General features: G+C 67.0%; 14 protein-coding genes. 9 read left to right on the forward strand and 5 right to left on the reverse strand.

The window, feature by feature from the left end; genetic code table 11:
* Positions 1 to 336: 336 nt before the first annotated feature.
* A complete protein-coding gene (gene asnB, locus CCUG20998_RS15635) occupies positions 337 to 2,331 on the forward strand; it encodes an asparagine synthase (glutamine-hydrolyzing) (protein WP_197720186.1) in 1,995 nt (664 codons plus the stop codon).
* 12 nt (positions 2,332 to 2,343) lie between these two features.
* Here the strand turns inward: asnB and CCUG20998_RS15640 are convergent, their stop codons facing one another.
* The gene (locus CCUG20998_RS15640) at positions 2,344 to 3,318 is read right to left on the reverse strand and encodes a carbohydrate kinase family protein (RefSeq protein ID WP_012394904.1); all 975 of its coding nucleotides are present in this window, start codon (positions 3,316 to 3,318) and stop codon (positions 2,344 to 2,346) included.
* 191 nt (positions 3,319 to 3,509) lie between these two features.
* Between CCUG20998_RS15640 and CCUG20998_RS15645 the strand changes: the two genes are divergently transcribed.
* A complete protein-coding gene (locus CCUG20998_RS15645) occupies positions 3,510 to 4,199 on the forward strand; it encodes an Rv0361 family membrane protein (protein ID WP_020725631.1) in 690 nt (229 codons plus the stop codon).
* A gap of 40 nt (positions 4,200 to 4,239) precedes the next feature.
* Here CCUG20998_RS15645 and CCUG20998_RS15650 read toward each other — a convergent pair whose 3' ends face one another.
* Positions 4,240 to 4,596 (reverse strand): iron-sulfur cluster assembly accessory protein, encoded by a 357-nt coding sequence (locus tag CCUG20998_RS15650; RefSeq protein ID WP_012394906.1) that lies wholly within the window; start codon positions 4,594 to 4,596, stop codon positions 4,240 to 4,242.
* A gap of 85 nt (positions 4,597 to 4,681) precedes the next feature.
* Positions 4,682 to 5,758, reverse strand: a complete 1,077-nt coding sequence (locus CCUG20998_RS15655) for a glycerate kinase family protein (RefSeq protein WP_085979909.1) — start codon at positions 5,756 to 5,758, stop codon at positions 4,682 to 4,684.
* 206 nt (positions 5,759 to 5,964) lie between these two features.
* On the opposite strand from CCUG20998_RS15655, the gene CCUG20998_RS15660 reads away from it, so the two are divergent.
* The 5 genes from CCUG20998_RS15660 (at position 5,965) to CCUG20998_RS15680 (ending at position 10,727) form a co-directional block, all read left to right on the forward strand.
* Positions 5,965 to 6,624 (forward strand): DUF3043 domain-containing protein, encoded by a 660-nt coding sequence (locus CCUG20998_RS15660; RefSeq protein ID WP_373122734.1) that lies wholly within the window; start codon positions 5,965 to 5,967, stop codon positions 6,622 to 6,624.
* A 28-nt stretch (positions 6,625 to 6,652) separates the two neighbouring features.
* A complete protein-coding gene (locus tag CCUG20998_RS15665) occupies positions 6,653 to 7,213 on the forward strand; it encodes a bifunctional adenosylcobinamide kinase/adenosylcobinamide-phosphate guanylyltransferase (protein WP_012394909.1) in 561 nt (186 codons plus the stop codon).
* Positions 7,210 to 8,286 carry a nicotinate-nucleotide--dimethylbenzimidazole phosphoribosyltransferase gene (gene cobT / locus CCUG20998_RS15670; RefSeq protein WP_020725634.1) on the forward strand — a complete coding sequence of 359 codons (1,077 nt, stop codon included), beginning with the start codon at positions 7,210 to 7,212 and terminating at the stop codon, positions 8,284 to 8,286. The genes CCUG20998_RS15665 and cobT overlap by 4 nt, the downstream gene beginning before the upstream one ends.
* Complete coding sequence (locus CCUG20998_RS15675; RefSeq protein WP_011741318.1) at positions 8,283 to 9,041, forward strand: adenosylcobinamide-GDP ribazoletransferase; 759 nt, start codon at positions 8,283 to 8,285, stop codon at positions 9,039 to 9,041. Before cobT ends, CCUG20998_RS15675 begins: the two co-directional genes overlap by 4 nt.
* A gap of 189 nt (positions 9,042 to 9,230) precedes the next feature.
* Positions 9,231 to 10,727 carry an MFS transporter gene (locus CCUG20998_RS15680; protein WP_103654126.1) on the forward strand — a complete coding sequence of 499 codons (1,497 nt, stop codon included), beginning with the start codon at positions 9,231 to 9,233 and terminating at the stop codon, positions 10,725 to 10,727.
* On the opposite strand, the gene CCUG20998_RS15685 is transcribed toward CCUG20998_RS15680, so the two are convergent.
* Together CCUG20998_RS15685 and gcvT are read right to left on the reverse strand one after the other, a co-directional pair.
* Complete coding sequence (locus CCUG20998_RS15685; RefSeq protein ID WP_036455760.1) at positions 10,719 to 11,825, reverse strand: branched-chain amino acid aminotransferase; 1,107 nt, start codon at positions 11,823 to 11,825, stop codon at positions 10,719 to 10,721. The genes CCUG20998_RS15680 and CCUG20998_RS15685 overlap by 9 nt on opposite strands.
* Positions 11,826 to 11,879: 54 nt before the next feature.
* Positions 11,880 to 12,983, reverse strand: coding sequence for a glycine cleavage system aminomethyltransferase GcvT (gene gcvT / locus CCUG20998_RS15690; RefSeq protein WP_103654125.1), 1,104 nt, complete (start codon positions 12,981 to 12,983; stop codon positions 11,880 to 11,882).
* A 44-nt stretch (positions 12,984 to 13,027) separates the two neighbouring features.
* On the opposite strand from gcvT, the gene CCUG20998_RS15695 reads away from it, so the two are divergent.
* Together CCUG20998_RS15695 and CCUG20998_RS15700 are read left to right on the forward strand one after the other, a co-directional pair.
* Complete coding sequence (locus CCUG20998_RS15695) at positions 13,028 to 14,173, forward strand: adenylate/guanylate cyclase domain-containing protein (RefSeq protein ID WP_103654124.1); 1,146 nt, start codon at positions 13,028 to 13,030, stop codon at positions 14,171 to 14,173.
* Between the two features lie 11 nt (positions 14,174 to 14,184).
* Complete coding sequence (locus CCUG20998_RS15700) at positions 14,185 to 15,744, forward strand: leucyl aminopeptidase (RefSeq protein ID WP_161965550.1); 1,560 nt, start codon at positions 14,185 to 14,187, stop codon at positions 15,742 to 15,744.
* The last annotated feature ends 67 nt before the right edge of the window (positions 15,745 to 15,811 follow it).

The raw sequence follows: 15,811 nt of genomic DNA on the forward strand, positions 1-15,811 counted from the left end.
TCGTCGGCTCACTCGGATTCGAATACTACGCAGCGTAGACCACGCCGCTCGCGCGGGCGACGATGCGGGCCAAAACTCGTCCGGCGCGCTGCGCTCCAACCGGGTCGAAACCTGTGTTTGCCACGGTGGACGCGCATGGGCGCGGCGAGTGGCCGACGCGACCGGCCCCGGCGCGCGGCACCGGTGGCCGGGCGAGGATTCCACGCGAGACCGCCCGCGTGGGTGCGCGTCGGGCACCGTGAATGGGCGGCAACCATCCGGGCCCGCCACCCGCAGATGGCGACCCGCCGGGCTCGACCCCCACAAGCTTCGCCAATTGCGGCATACTGGGGCGCCGTGTGTGGACTGCTGGCCTTCGTTGCGGCCCCGGCCGGCGCTGCCGAGACGCAAGGCACCGATACTCAACTCGCCCAGGCCGACCAAGCCGCGCTGGCCGCGCGAGCCGACAGCGCAATCGCGGGCGCGTCGCACCTGATGCGCCACCGCGGCCCCGACGAGCCCGGCACCTGGGCAGACCCCGATGCCGACGGTTCGGTGGTGTTCGGGTTCAACCGGTTGTCCATCATCGACATCGAGCATTCGCACCAACCGCTGCGATGGGGGCCACCCGAAGCTCCTGACCGCTATGTCTTGGTGTTCAACGGCGAGATCTACAACTACCTCGAACTACGCGAGGAACTGCGCACCGAGCACGGCGCCACCTTCGCCACCGATGGTGATGGTGAGGCCATCGTCGCCGGTTACCACCATTGGGGTGCCGACGTGCTGGGGCGACTCCGCGGCATGTTCGCCTTCGCGCTGTGGGACACGGTCACCCGCGAACTGTTCTGTGCCCGCGATCCGTTCGGCATCAAACCGCTGTTCATGGCGACCGGACCGGGCGGCACCGCGGTGGCTAGTGAGAAGAAGTGTCTACTGGACCTGGTCGACTTGGTGGGATTCGACACTGAAATCGACCACCGGGCGCTACAGCACTACACAGTCCTGCAGTACGTCCCCGAACCCGAGACACTGCATCGCGGAGTCCGACGGCTCGAATCGGGCTGCTACGCGCGCATCCGGCCCGGGTGCAACCCCGTGGTCACCCGTTACTTTGTGCCGCGGTTTGCCGCCACACCGATCACCAGCGCCACCGAGCGGGCGCGCTACGACGAGATCACCGCGGTGCTAGAGGACTCGGTGGCCAAACACATGCGCGCCGACGTCACTGTCGGTTCGTTTCTGTCAGGCGGGATCGACTCCACGGCCATCGCGGCGCTGGCCATCCGGCACAATCCGCGGCTGATCACCTTTACCACCGGCTTCGAACGCGAGGGTTTTTCCGAGCTCGACGTGGCGGTGGCCTCGGCCGAAGCCATCGGCGCCCGCCACATCGCCAAGGTGGTCAGCGCGGAGGAATTTGTGGCCGCGTTACCCGAAATTGTCTGGTATCTCGACGAGCCGGTCGCCGACCCGGCGCTGGTACCACTGTTCTTCGTGGCCCGCGAGGCCCGCAAGCACGTCAAGGTGGTGCTCTCCGGGGAGGGCGCCGACGAGCTGTTTGGCGGATACACGATCTACCGCGAGCCGCTCTCGCTGAAACCCTTCGACTATCTACCCCGGCCGCTGCGACGGTCGATGGGCAAGGTCTCCAAACCCCTGCCCGAGGGTATGCGCGGAAAAAGCCTGCTCCATCGCGGCTCGCTGACGCTCGAGGAGCGCTACTACGGCAACGCCCGAAGCTTCTCCGACGCCCAACTGCAAGATGTGCTGCCCGGATTCCGGCCGCAGTGGACACACACCGATGTGACCGCTGCGGTCTACGCCGGGTCAGCGGGCTGGGACCCGGTAGCCAGAATGCAGCACATCGATCTGTTCACTTGGCTACGCGGCGACATTCTGGTGAAGGCCGACAAGATGACGATGGCCAATTCGCTCGAACTGCGGGTGCCATTCCTGGATCCCGAGGTGTTCGCCGTCGCCGCCCGATTGCCGCTGCAGGCCAAAATCACCCGCACCACCACCAAGTACGCGCTACGGCGCGCATTGGAGCCGATTGTCCCGGCACATGTGCTGCACCGACCCAAGCTCGGGTTCCCAGTCCCGATCCGGCACTGGTTGCGCGCCGGCGAACTGTTGGAGTGGGCCTATGCGATGGTCACCACGTCGCAGGCGGGTCACCTGATCGACCTGGCAGCGGTCAACCGGATGCTCGACGAGCACCGCACCGGCGCCAGCGATCACAGCCGCCGGCTGTGGACCCTGCTGATCTTCATGCTGTGGCACGCGATCTTCATCGAGCGCAGCATCACACCACAGATCAGCGAGCCCCAGTATCCGGTCGAGCTCTAGCTCCTCGCCGCGCTAAGCCAGGACAGCAGTGATCTCGTTGGCGGCGTCGTCACCGTAGGCCTCGGCCAGTCGGGCGGTCGCGACCTGGCGGTCCCACTGCCATTCCTGGGTGCCGGTGGATTCCAGCACCAGAACGGCCACCAGCGAACCCAACTGCGCGGCGCGCTCCAGGTTCAAACCCGCGCTGCGGCCGGTCAAGAAGCCCGCGCGGAACGCGTCACCGACGCCGGTGGGGTCGGTCTGGCTGGTTTCGGGGACGACGCCAACGTGAATGCTGGTGCCGTCGGGCTCCACCAGATCCACGCCCTTGGGGCCCAATGTCGTCACTCGCAAGCCGATCTGGGCCATCACGTCGGCCTCGGACCAGCCGGTCTTGGACAACAGCAGGTCCCACTCGTAGTCGTTGGTGAACAAATAGGTGGCACCGTTGATGAGCCGTTTGATCTCATCGCCCGACAGCCGTGCCAGCTGCTGCGAGGGGTCAGCGGCGAATGCCAGTCCTAGCTGGCGGCATTCCTCGGTGTGCAAGAACATCGCCTCGGGGTCGTTGGCGCCGACAATCACCAGCTCCGGGGTACCGACGGCCGATACCACGTCGGCGAGCTTGATGTTGCGCGCCTCAGACATGGCGCCCGGGTAGAACGACGCGATCTGCGCCATGTCGACATCGGTGGTGCAGGTAAATCGGGCCGTGTGCGCGGTCTGCGAGATCAGCACATGGTCGCAGTTGACGCCGTGGGCTTTGAGCCAATCGCGATAATCGGCGAAGTCGGCGCCTGCGGCGCCGACCAGCGCCACGTCACCTCCGAGCACACCGATGGCAAAAGCCATATTTCCGGCCACCCCGCCGCGGTGCACGACAAGGTCGTCGACGAGGAAGCTGAGTGACACCTTGTGCAGATGCTCGGGCAGCAGCTGTTCGGAAAAATGGCCTGGGAACCGCATCAGATGGTCGGTCGCAATCGAACCGGTTACCGCAATCGTCACAAAATCTCCGTCCTATTCACGCGAGGTCGTCTAGCCTCTCACAATTATCGGCGTCAGGGCCCGCCCCGTCGCGTCGACAGCCGTCGGCAAGTATTGCGCTAGCCTGCCTAGGGAACTCATCAGCTTTGCCGGAATCCCGCGCTGGCGGCAGCCCCGCCTGTCGTCCCGTCCACCACCGTAGGAGAACCACGATGGCCGGTCCGCACCCGTCGAACCCCGCCGTCAGCACGGAGGGACCGATGCCATACCCGGAGAACGGGCCCAACGAGCCCCTTGAGTACCCCCATGACCTGGGCGGCGCCGAACCGGCATTCGGTGCTCCGCCGGCCGATGGCCCGCCGCGACTGCCGGTTAGCTACCCAGGCCTGCCTCCGGCGCCGGGCGGATACCGGAATCGACGTCCCAGACGGCTGCTGATCGGCACTTTGCTGGCGCTGGCGCTGGTGGGTGCGCTCACCGCGACGATTGTCTACGGGGTTCGCACCAACGGGACCAACAGCAGCGGCACGTTGTCCGAAGGCGCAGCCAAGACCGCGATTCAGGGCTACCTGAACGCCCTCGAACACCGCGACGTTGACGTCATCGTCCGTAACGCCTTGTGCGGGATCTACGACGGGGTCAAGGACAAGCGCTCCGATCAGGCGCTGGCCAAACTCAGCAGTGACGCCTTTCGCAAGCAGTTCTCCCAGGCCGACGTGACGTCGATCGACAAGATCGTCTATTGGTCGCAGTATCAGGCCCAGGTGCTGTTCACGATGCAGGTGACGCCGGCCACCGGTGGCCCGCCCAAGGGCCAGGTACAAGGCATCGCACAGCTGCTCTTTCAGCGTGGCCAGATCATGGTGTGCTCGTACGTGCTGCGCACTGCCGGGCAGTACTGACCAGGCCGCAGCGGCGGCCCGGTCAGGTGCGACTAGCTGCTCAGTTAAAGGAATCCCCGCAGGCGCAGGACCCGGTGGCGTTGGGGTTGTCGATGGTGAAGCCCTGCTTCTCGATGGTGTCCACGAAGTCGATCGACGCACCTTCGACGTAGGGCGCGCTCATCCGGTCCACCGTCAAGGTCACGCCACCGAACTCCGCGGTCAGGTCGCCGTCGAGGGCCCGATCATCGAAGAAAAGGTTGTAGCGCAAGCCTGCGCACCCGCCCGGCTGCACCGCGATCCGCAGCGACAGGTCGTCACGTCCCTCCTGGTCGAGCAGGGATTTTGCCTTGGCGGCGGCAGCCTCGGTCAGGATTACGCCGTGGGTCTTTGCGTCCGACTCGTTCTGCACGGTCATTGCTTCTCCTACATGCTTCGTCGTTGGGTGGGCCCGCCCGGCTGAAATCCAACCGGGGTCTGCCACAGGGGGAAGCCCAGTCCTATTAACGGTACCCCGCAGGTCCCCGATTCCCGAGTCGTGCGGCAACCTCAGATGACAAACCCATCAGCTGGTTCGCCGCGTCAGCCAGTGCCAGGCGTACCGAACCCGCATAGTCGGCGATGGACAACGCGGACATGATCCCGGCCAGGCGGATCGTGGATTTGTCCAGGTCCACCTGTCCCGCCAGCACGATCACCGGAATGCCCAGCGGCCGCGCCGCGGCAGCAATCTCACCGACCACCTTTCCGTGCAGCGATTGTTCGTCAAACCGCCCCTCCCCGGTGACGATGAGCTCGGCGTCGGCGAGGTCGTCGGCAAGATGCGTGAGCTCAGCGATGATCGCGGCTCCGGACTCGCATCGACCCCGCAGTGCAAGTAGCCCCGCCCCGATTCCTCCGGCGGCCCCGGCCCCTGGCTCGGCACTGACCGCGCGTCCGGCCGCCGCGTCCAGCTCAACCGCCCATGCCGCCAGGCGCCCCTCCAGCACGCTGATGGTGGCCGCGTCAGCACCCTTCTGCGGCGAGAACACCCTTGCCGAACCCCACGGGCCCAACAGCGGGTACTCGGCGTCAGAGGCGGCAATCAGCTCTATTCCGGCCAGCCGATCGCGGGCCGCATCCAGGCCGCCGAGCTCGGTAATCATGCCGTGGCCACCGTCGGTGCACGCGCTGCCGCCCAACCCCACCACGATGCGCCGCGCTCCCGCGGCCAGCGCCGCATCAATGAGCTGGCCCACTCCGCGGCTGTGGGCCGCCAACGCGGTTTCGGGCGACGGCGGACCACCCAGCAATGAGAGACCACAGGCTTGGGCGCATTCCAGGTAGGCGGTCGCCGAAGATCGCTCAAACACCCACTCCGCACTGACCGCGGTGTCCAGTGGCCCGGACACCTGCAGCTTCCGGACGCCACCCAGCCGGCTGCGCAGCACATCGATGAACCCCGGACCACCGTCGGATTGTGGGGCCACGATAAAGGAGTCATTGGGTCGTGAGCGGGTCCAGCCGGTGGCAATGACCGCCGCGGCTTCAACAGCCGACAGGCTTTCGCCATAGCAGTCCGGGGCCACCAGGACCCGCATCGCGGGCAGCTGGATCCGGCCGGGCCCGAGGCCATCGGCGGCAGCATCCGAGGCGAGGGAGCCGTTCATCACAAGCAAGAGTAGGGCCAACCGCTACACCGGCGCTGGGTAACACCGGCACAATTCCGGGGACTGGGCTCTCGCGAAGTAACCTGTCGGTTGTGAAGCTGCTGGGCCGCAAGAAAGACCATGACGAAGGCGCCGACATTTCGGCCGCAACCGACCACGCCGACGAGTCGGCGGCGAACTCCGGGGATACCTCATCATCGGCAACTTCTCGCGGACCGAAGACGACCGGCCCCAAGGGCCGGCCCACACCGAAACGCAACGACGCCACGCGATCCAAGAAGGGCCCGGTCGTTCCGGCGCCTATGACCAGCGCAGAGGCCCGGGCCCGGCGTAAGAAGCTGGCCCGGCCCAAACTCAGTCGCGAGGAGCGCAAGGCGGAAAAGGCGGCCGGCCGGGCCCGGATGGCCGAACGCCGGGAGCGCATGATGGCCGGCGACGAGGCATACCTGTTGCCCCGCGATCAAGGGCCGGTACGCCGGTACGTCCGCGATGTGGTGGATGCCCGGCGCAACCTGCTCGGTCTGTTCATGCCGTCTGCGCTGGCGCTGCTCTTCGCCATGTTCGCCGTCCCGCAGCTGCAGCTTTACATGTCGCCGGCAATGCTGGTGCTGATGGCGCTGATGACCATTGACGGCATCATTTTGGCCCGCAAAGTCAGCAACCTGGTCGACGTCAAGTTCCCGAACAACACCGAAGGCCGTTGGAAGCTGGGCCTGTACGCGGCCGGCCGCGCGTCTCAAATGCGCAGGATGCGGGCGCCCCGGCCCAAGGTCGAGCGCGGCGCCAGTGTCGATTAGTACTCACCGGAAAGCTGTTTGACCACTCATGCGCACACTGGTTCTCGGTGGGATCAGGTCGGGCAAGTCCCGCTGGGCAGAGGAGACCATTGCGGACTCGCTTACGCCCGAACAGCCGGTCCGTTATCTGGCCTCCGGACCGGCCACCGACTCCGACTCAGCCGCATCGCAGGACTGGGATCAGCGCGTCGCCAGGCACCGCGATCGCCGGCCCGGACACTGGTCAACGGTCGAAACTGACGACATCACGACCCAATTGCGGCAAGTGCCGGACACGCCCACTCTCGTCGACGATCTCGGTACGTGGTTGACCAGCGCCATGGACAGCCACCGCGCCTGGGAGGGCGGCTCCCCACCGGCCGCCCTGCAAGACACCATCGACGACATGCTGGCCGCCGTCGGCGAATTCGGATCGACGCTGGTCCTGGTCAGCCCGGAAGTGGGGCTGACCGTGGTGCCGGCGACCGCATCCGGGCGCCGGTTCGCCGACGAGTTGGGCACCCTCAACCAGCGAATGGCGGCACTGTGTGACCGCGTGGTGCTGGTGGTGGCCGGCCAAGCCGTCCCGATCAAACCGTCGCGCGCATGATCGGGTTCGCACCGATCTCAGCACCCGACGCCCTCGCCGAGGCGGCAGCGCGGGCTCGCCAGGACGCGCTGACCAAGCCGCGGGGTGCGCTGGGGAGGCTCGAGGACCTGTCTGTGTGGGTCGCCTCGTGCCAGGGCCAGTGCCCGCCGCGGCAGTTCCAGCGCGCCCGCGTGGTGGTATTCGCCGGTGACCACGGTGTCACCCGGTCCGGGGTGTCGGCCTATCCCCCGGATGTCACCGCCCAGATGGTCGCCAATATCGACGGTGGCGGAGCCGCCATCAACGCGCTTGCCGACGTCGCGGGCGCCACGGTACGGGTGGTGGATCTGGCTGTCGACGCGGAAGCGCTCTCGGAGCAGATCGGCGCCCACAAGGTGCGGCGCGGCAGTGGTGATATCGCCACCGAGGACGCATTGACCGACGACCAGACCGCCGCCGCGATCGCGGCCGGTCAGCAGATCGCCGATGCCGAGGTCGACGCTGGCGCCGACCTGCTGATCGCCGGTGACATGGGAATCGGTAACACCACCCCGGCCGCGGTCCTGGTGGCGGCGCTGACCAACACCGAGCCGGTTGCCGTGGTCGGCTTCGGAACCGGAGTCGACGATGCGACCTGGTCACGCAAGACCGCGGCGGTACGCGATGCGCTGTTTCGGTCCGCGCGAGTGTTGCCTGACCCCGTCGCGTTGCTGCGCTGCTGCGGCGGCGCGGACCTGGCCGCCATGGCGGGCTTCTGCGCGCAGGCCGCGGTCCGGCGTACCCCGCTGCTGCTCGACGGCATGGCAGTCACCGCGGCAGCGCTGGTCGCCGAACGCCTGGCCCCCGGCGCCCGGCAATGGTGGCAAGCCGGCCACCGCTCCACCGAACCCGGCCATCAGCTGGCACTGACGGCGCTGGCGCTGGACCCAGTGGTGGATCTGCGAATGCGGTTGGGCGAAGGCACCGGCGCCACCGTTGCCCTACCGGTGCTGCGCGCCGCCGTGGCAGCGCTGTCATCGATGGCGACCTTCGCCGAAGCCGGGGTGTCCACGGCGTGCGACGACGCCGGCGCCACCGAGCCACCTGAATCGTGATTCGTTCGCTGGCAACAGCGCTCTCCTTTGGCACGGTCATACCCGTCCCTGCCTCGGTCGCCGCACCGATGGGGCGCGGGGCGATGACGGCACTGCCGGTTGTCGGCGTCGTGCTGGGCGGACTTGCCGCCGGCGTCACGTGGTCCGCATCGCTGGTGTTCGGCCCGGTCAGCCCGCTGCCCGGACTGCTCGCGGTGGCGGTGCTACTGCTGGCCACCCGCGGTCTGCACATCGACGCCGTCGCCGACACGGCTGACGGGCTCGGCTGCTACGGGCCACCACAACGGGCCTTGGCCGTCATGCGCGACGGTTCGACCGGACCGTTCGGGGTGGCCGCGGTCGTGTTGGTCATTGCCGTGCAGGGGTCGGCGTTTTCGACACTGAGCGCGGCAGGCAGCCGCGGAATCGCGGGCATCGCCGTGGCGGTCTTTGCCGGCCGGGTCACCGCGGTACTGGGCTGCCGGCGGTCGGTACCGGCGGCCGCGGGCAGTAGCTTGGGCTCTCGGGTCGCCGGCACCCAGCCCATATCGGTGCTGGTGGCGTGGCTTGCTGTGCTGCTGTTCGCTTCGCTGGCCGCGGCTCCGCGGCCATGGCAGGGCCCTGCCGCGGTGGTGGCCGCGGTCTGCGCCGGCACCCTGCTGATCAGGCATTGTGTCCGACGGTTCGGCGGCATCACCGGCGACGTGCTGGGTTGCGCGATTGAGCTAGCCACCACGGTGACTGCCGTGGTGTTGGCGGCTCTGGTACGTTTGTAGAAGCTGAAAACGCTAGATTGGTGCCAAGTTGGGTTGGTCAGATTCCGACCAACCAGCATTTTTTGAGCCGGTCCGCAGGACTAATGGAGATTCCTCCGATCGGTGGACACGGGATTGCACCGGCAATATCTGATTAATGTCCGATTAGTGGACCCTATTTTGGATCACGCGGACGTAAAGTCTCTTGACATGACCGCATCACGGCTGGTCGGCTCGAACCCCAGAACCCCGTTCGGACGACTGGTAACCCAGGGTAGCTTCTACTCGGCGGGGATGCAGATGGGCAGCGGCGCCGTGGTTCTGCCGGTCATTTGTGCGCATCAGGGACTTACTTGGGTGGCCGGGCTGTTGTTTCCGGCATTCAGCATCGGCGCGATTCTGGGCAACTCGGTCTCCCCGTTGATTTTGCAGCGCTTCGGCCAGTACCGGCACTTGCTGATGGCCGCGATATCGGCGAGTGCCGCAACCCTGATCCTGGCCAACGCCGCAGTTCCCTGGACCGGCGCGCTGGTCGCCGCGGTTTTCTTCGTGACCGCGACCGCCAGCGGTGTCGTCGCCGGGGTTTCCGGTGTCGCCTACACCGACATGATCTCCAACAAGTTGTCCGTGTTGCGCCGCGGCGAGCTACTGCTCACCCAAGGGGCCGTCGGATCGCTGTTGGCCACCGGCGTCACGTTGGTGATTGTGCCGAGACTGGCCCACGGTGACGAGATGGCGCGCTACCACGATCTGCTCTGGCTGGGTGCCGCGAGCATGATTGTCGCCGGCGTTGCGGCGCTGTTCGTCGGTCCGATGCGGTCAGCGTCCAGCGCACCCACCGTCCGGTTGCCGCTGCGCGATATCTACCGTCAGGGCTTCGAGATCGCCCGCCGCGAGCCATGGTTCCGTCGGTATGCGACCACCTATCTGTTGTTCGCTCCCATCAGCCTGGGTACCACGTTCTTCAGCCTGCGCGCCGCCCAGTCGAGCGGCAGCCTGCACGTCCTGGTGATCCTTTCGAGCATCGCGTTGGTTATCGGTTCGCTGCTGTGGCGAGCGGTGAACCGCCGGTTCGGCGTGCGCGGCATGCTGTTGGGTAGCTCGCTGTTCAGCATCGCCGCCGCGTTGGTGTGCATCGTCGCCGAGCTGTGCGGCCAGTGGACCCAGATGTGGGCATACGGCACGGCGTTCCTGCTGGCGACCGTCGCCGCCCAAACCGTGGTCGCGGCCTCCATTTCGTGGATCAGCATGTTTGCTCCCGAACAACACCGCGCGACGCTGATCTGCTTTGGAGCGACCTTGGCCGCGGTGGTGTCCACGCTGCTGGGAGCCGTACTGGGTGAACTCGCGCAGCGGCACGCAACCATCGGCCCAGTCCTCGTCTCGCTGACCTTGGCCATCATCGCCGCCGTCGCCAGCCTGCGCGCCCCGGGACTAAGCCAAACGACCGAAGCGCAGAGTCAGCTCGTCGAGAAGGCCCCGATGCGCCGGCTGAGTCGGGCCAGGCGGGGTGCACACCGCCTGGTCACCGGCACCGCTCCGGGGCTGGGTCTGGCACTGACCCGCCACACGGCGCCAGACCGCCGCGGCCGGTACCCAAGCCTGCGCCGGGCACATCGCCGGCCGGCGCCATCCCCGATCCGGCCGGGCTGCCACGCCAGCGCGCACCGGCCCGAGCCCGGCAACCTCGCAACAGTCCTAACTTAGCCGCGACATCCAGCCGTGGGTGTCGGCAAAAGTACCCCGCTGGATCCCGGTCAACGTGTCACGCAACGCCATTGTCACCTCGCCAGGTTGACCGTCGGCGATGGTGAACTCGCCGTCGCCGTACTTCACCCGCGAGACCGGGGTGATCACGGCTGCGGTACCGCACGCGAAAACCTCGGTGATCTCGCCGGCCGCCGCCTTCTTCTGCCACTCGGCGATGTCGATCTTGCGCTCCTCCACCGCGAATCCGGCGTCAAGCGCCAACTGCAGCAACGAATCCCGGGTGATGCCGGGCAGCAGCGAGCCGGATAGCTCTGGGGTTACCAGTCTGGCCGACCCCCCCTTGCCGAGCACGAAGAAGATGTTCATCCCACCCATCTCCTCGACGTAGCGCCGTTCCACGGAATCCAGCCACACCACCTGGTCGCAACCGTTCTCGGTGGCTTCGGCCTGAGCCAGCAGCGACGCGGCGTAGTTGCCGCCGAACTTGGCGGCGCCGGTTCCTCCGGGGCAAGCACGCACGTAGTCGGTCGACACCCAGACGCTGACCGGATTGATACCGCCCTTGAAGTACGCGCCGGCCGGCGAGGCAATCAACAGGTACCGGTACTGCTTGGCCGGGCGCACCCCGAGTCCCGGCTCGGTGGCGATGATGAATGGCCGCAGGTAGAGCGCCTCTTCGCCACCGGCCGGCGGCACCCAGACGTTGTCGACGGCGATGAGTTGGGTCAGCGATTCGATGAACAGCTCTTCGGGCAGCTCGGGAATCGCCATCCGCCGGGCCGAGGAGCGCAAGCGCGCCGCATTGGCCCAGGCCCGAAACGACACAATCGAGCCGTCCGCCCAGCGATAGGCCTTGAGCCCTTCGAAGACTTCCTGCGCGTAGTGCAAGACGATCGCCGACGGGTCCAACTCGATCGGGCCGTAGCCGATGACCCGCGGATTGTGCCAGCCCACCCCCTCGTCGAAATCGATCGACACCATGTGGTCGGTGTGATAGCGGCCGAAGCCGGGGTCAGCCAGAATTGATACGCGCTCAGCCTCGGTGGCCGGATTTGTCGCGCGCGTCACGGTGAACTGTTGGGACCCCCTGGTCATGGCCACGATTGTATATCGCTGTGCCAACTGGTTTTTGCCACGTGATTGGGCGCCTTACCGCGTCTTGGCCTCAACGAAGGGCGGACGCACCACTTCGCACTCGACGGCACGGCCTCGCACGTCGACGGTGATTTGCTGGCCGTCTTCCACACCCGCGTCGGTGTCAATCAGCGCAAGCGCGATACCGATCTGCAGGGTTGGCGAGAACGTCCCCGATGTGGTGACCCCGACCGGGGTGGAGCCGTTTAACACCGTCAGGCCCGGACGCAACACACCGCGGCCGACCATGCGCAACCCCCGGAGCAAGCGGCGCGGGCCGGCCGCTTTCTCCGCCAACAACGCTTCCCGGCCAAAGAACGCGTCCTTCTTCCAGCCGATCGCCCACCCACATCGGGCCTGCAACGGCGAAATGTCGAGCGACAGTTCATGCCCGTGCAGGGGGTAGCCCATTTCGGTGCGCAGCGTGTCGCGCGCGCCCAGGCCGGCCGGCTCACCGCCCACTTCGGCAACGGCGGCCGCCAGGGCGTCGAAGACCACGCCGGCGGACTCCCACGGTGGTAGCAGCTCATAGCCGTGCTCGCCGGTGTACCCGGTGCGGCAGACCCGAACCGATACCCCGTTGTACGACGAGTCGGCATAGCCCATGTAATCCATCTCAGTGGGCAGGCCGAGCGCGGCCAGCACCTCGGTCGAACGCGGCCCCTGCACCGCCAGCACCGCGTAGGAGCGATGCAGGTCGGTGATGGTCAAATCGCTCGGTGCCGCCGCCTGCAAGGCTGCGACCACCGCGGCGGTGTTGGCGGCGTTGGGCACCAGGAAGATTTCGTCGTCGGCAACGTAGTAGGCGATCAAGTCGTCAATCACGCCACCGGATTCGTTGCAGCACAAGGTGTATTGCGCCTTGCCCGGCCCGATGCGGCGTAGATCGTTGGTAAGCGCGGAGTTGACGAACTCCGCCGCACCCGGCCCGCGAACCAGTGCCTTACCCAGATGGCTGACGTCGAACAAGCCGGCGGCGTTGCGGGTGGCATTGTGCTCGCTGACCGTCCCGGCGTAGGACACCGGCATCAGCCAGCCGCCGAATTCGGCGAAGCTTGCGCCCAGCGCGCGGTGGCGGTCTTCCAACGGTCCCTGCATCAACTCTGGCGCGTCACTCACGGCGTCTCACCCTAATCGGTCCGGCTGCTGGCACACTTGGGCAGGTGTCCGGTTCTCCCGACCCCCTCGACTTCGAGGCGCTCGAAGCTGCCGGAATCGCTAACCCCCGGGAGCGGGCCGATCTGATCAAGTACCTCGATGACCTTGGCTTCACCCTCGAGGAAATGGCCGAGGCCGAACGGCGGGGACGGCTATTCGGCCTCGCCGGCGATGTCCTGCAATGGCCAGGCCCCCCGATCTACACCCTGACGGCCGCCGGCGAGCAACTCGGGCTATCTGCCGACGACATCGCTCACATCTGGGCCCTGCTAGGTCTCACCGTCGCCGGTCCCGACGTACCCACCCTGAGCCAGGCCGACGTCGATGCGCTGGCAACCTGGCTCGCCGTGAAATCGGTGGTGGGTGAGGACGGCGCGTTCGGGCTGTTGCGGGTGCTCGGCGCGGCCATGGCCCGGCTGGCCGAGGCCGAATCCACGATGATCCGCGCGGGGACACCGGACATCCAAATGACGTACACCAATAACGAACTAGCCACGGCGCAGGCCTACCGCGCGGTCGCCGAGTTTGTCCCCCGCATCGGCACCCTGATCGACATCGTGCACCGCCATCACCTGACCAGCGCCCGGACTCACTTCGAAGGCGTCACTCGTGATGCATCAGCCAGCGTGGTGTGCGGCATCGGTTTTGCCGATCTGTCGAGCTTCACGGTATTGACCCAAACGCTGACGCCGACGGAGCTACAGGGCCTGCTCAACGAGTTTGGCGCGGCCGTAGCCGACGTGGTGCACGCCGACGGGGGCCGGGTGGTGAAGTTCATCGGTGACGCGGTGATGTGGGTTAGTTCGACACCACAACGGCTCGCGCAGGCGGCGGTCGACCTGGTCCACCACCCCAGAGCACGCGAAGAAGGATTGCAGGTGCGGGCCGGACTTGCCTACGGCACCGCACTGGCCATCAACGGGGACTACTTCGGCACGCCGGTCAACTTGGCCGCGCGTCTGGTGGCGGCCGCGGCGCCGGGACAAGTCCTAGCCGACGCGGCGTTGCATGACCAACTGCCGGATTGGCCCACGATCCCCCAGGGCCCATTGACGCTCAAGGGATTTGACGACCCGGTGAATGCATTCGAACTGCAAGGCAGCGCCGATCGACCAGACGGTGGGCAAGCAGGCCCGCGCTGCGGTGACTAGGGTGATTGCCCGTGACCGCCGAATCGGGTGACCAAATCCCCACCGTCCATGTCGCCACCTCGTTGCCGAAGCGTGGTGTGAGTTCATCCGTGCTGATCGTGCCGGTCGTCTCGACCGGCGACGATGAGCAGTCCGGCGAGCGGCCAGGCGCCGTCGTCGCCTCCGCGGAGCCATTCCTGAGCGCGGATGCGATCGCCGAGATCGAGGCGGGCCTGCGGGCCCTGGACGCTACCGGCGCCAGTGACCAGGTGCACCGGCTCGTGGTCTCGTCGCTTCCGGTGAGCAGCGTGCTGACGGTGGGCCTGGGCAAACCCCGCTATGAGTGGACACCGGACGCGGTGCGTCGTGCCGCCGGCGCTGCCGCGCGGGCGCTCGGCACTGCGAAGACAGTGGTGACCACGTTGGCGGACTTGCCCGGCGACGGTGTCTGCGCTGCGGCCATCGAGGGTCTGATCCTGGGCAGCTATCGGTTCAGCGCCTTCCGTAGCGCCAAGACGGCCCCCAAAGACGCCGGGCTGCATAAGGTCACCGTGCTGACGACGGCCAAAGACGCCCGGAAGCACTGCGCGCACGGTGCAGCCGTGGCAACCGCCGTCGCCACCGCCCGCGACCTGGTGAACACGCCGCCCAGCCACCTCTATCCCGCCGAGTTGGCGCGACGGGCAAAAGTTCTGGGCGAGTCGGTCGGACTCGAAGTCCAAGTGCTCGACGAGAAGGCGCTGCAAAAAGCCGGATACGGCGGGCTGGTCGGTGTCGGTCAGGGCTCGTCCCGCCCGCCGCGGCTGGTGCGGTTGACCCACCGGGGATCGCGGCTGGCCAAGAACCCCAGACGGGCCAAGAAGGTCGCCCTGGTCGGCAAGGGAGTGACCTTTGATACCGGCGGGATCTCGATCAAGCCGGCCGCGTCGATGCATTACATGACCTCGGACATGGGTGGCGCGGCCGCGGTGATCGCGACCGTCGCGCTGGCGGCCCAGCTGGAGTTGCCGATCGACGTGATCGCCACGGTGCCGATCGCCGAAAACATGCCTTCAGCCACGGCACAGCGGCCCGGCGACGTGCTGACGCAGTACGGCGGAACCACGGTCGAGGTGCTCAACACCGACGCGGAGGGCCGGCTGATCCTGGCCGATGCCATCGTTCGGGCGTGTGAGGACAACCCGGACTATCTGATCGAGACCTCGACGTTGACCGGAGCCCAGACCGTGGCCTTGGGTGCGCGTATCCCCGGAATCATGGGCAGCGACGAGTTCCGCGACCGGGTCGCGGCAATCTCCCAACAGGTGGGTGAGAACGGTTGGCCCATGCCGCTGCCGGACGAACTCAAGGACGACCTGAAATCCACGGTGGCCGACCTGGCCAATGTCAGCGGGCAGCGCTTTGCCGGCATGTTGGTCGCCGGGGTGTTCTTGCGGGAGTTCGTCGCCGATGCGGTGGACTGGGCACATATCGATGTGGCCGGCCCGGCGTACAACACCGGTAGCGCCTGGGGCTACACGCCCAAGGGAGCCACCGGCGTGCCGACCCGCACCATGTTCGCGGTGCTCGAGGACATCGCGGCTAACGGCTGATCCCGCAGCGCGAAGATCGCGAAACTCCAGCCACCGCAAACACCGCTGGTCTAGCCAAGGCGCACAG

This window comes from Mycobacterium marinum (assembly GCF_003391395.1).
Classification (GTDB): Bacteria; Actinomycetota; Actinomycetes; order Mycobacteriales; family Mycobacteriaceae; genus Mycobacterium; species Mycobacterium marinum.

Coding starts and splice junctions, on each gene's coding strand:
- CCUG20998_RS15645 (WP_020725631.1), top strand. CDS start 3,510: ATGGCCGGTCCGCACCCGTCGAACCCCGCCGTCAGCACGGAGGGACCG.
- CCUG20998_RS15650 (WP_012394906.1), bottom strand. CDS start 4,596: ATGACCGTGCAGAACGAGTCGGACGCAAAGACCCACGGCGTAATCCTG.
- CCUG20998_RS15655 (WP_085979909.1), bottom strand. CDS start 5,758: ATGCGGGTCCTGGTGGCCCCGGACTGCTATGGCGAAAGCCTGTCGGCT.
- CCUG20998_RS15665 (WP_012394909.1), top strand. CDS start 6,653: ATGCGCACACTGGTTCTCGGTGGGATCAGGTCGGGCAAGTCCCGCTGG.
- cobT (WP_020725634.1), top strand. CDS start 7,210: ATGATCGGGTTCGCACCGATCTCAGCACCCGACGCCCTCGCCGAGGCG.
- CCUG20998_RS15680 (WP_103654126.1), top strand. CDS start 9,231: ATGACCGCATCACGGCTGGTCGGCTCGAACCCCAGAACCCCGTTCGGA.
- CCUG20998_RS15685 (WP_036455760.1), bottom strand. CDS start 11,825: ATGACCAGGGGGTCCCAACAGTTCACCGTGACGCGCGCGACAAATCCG.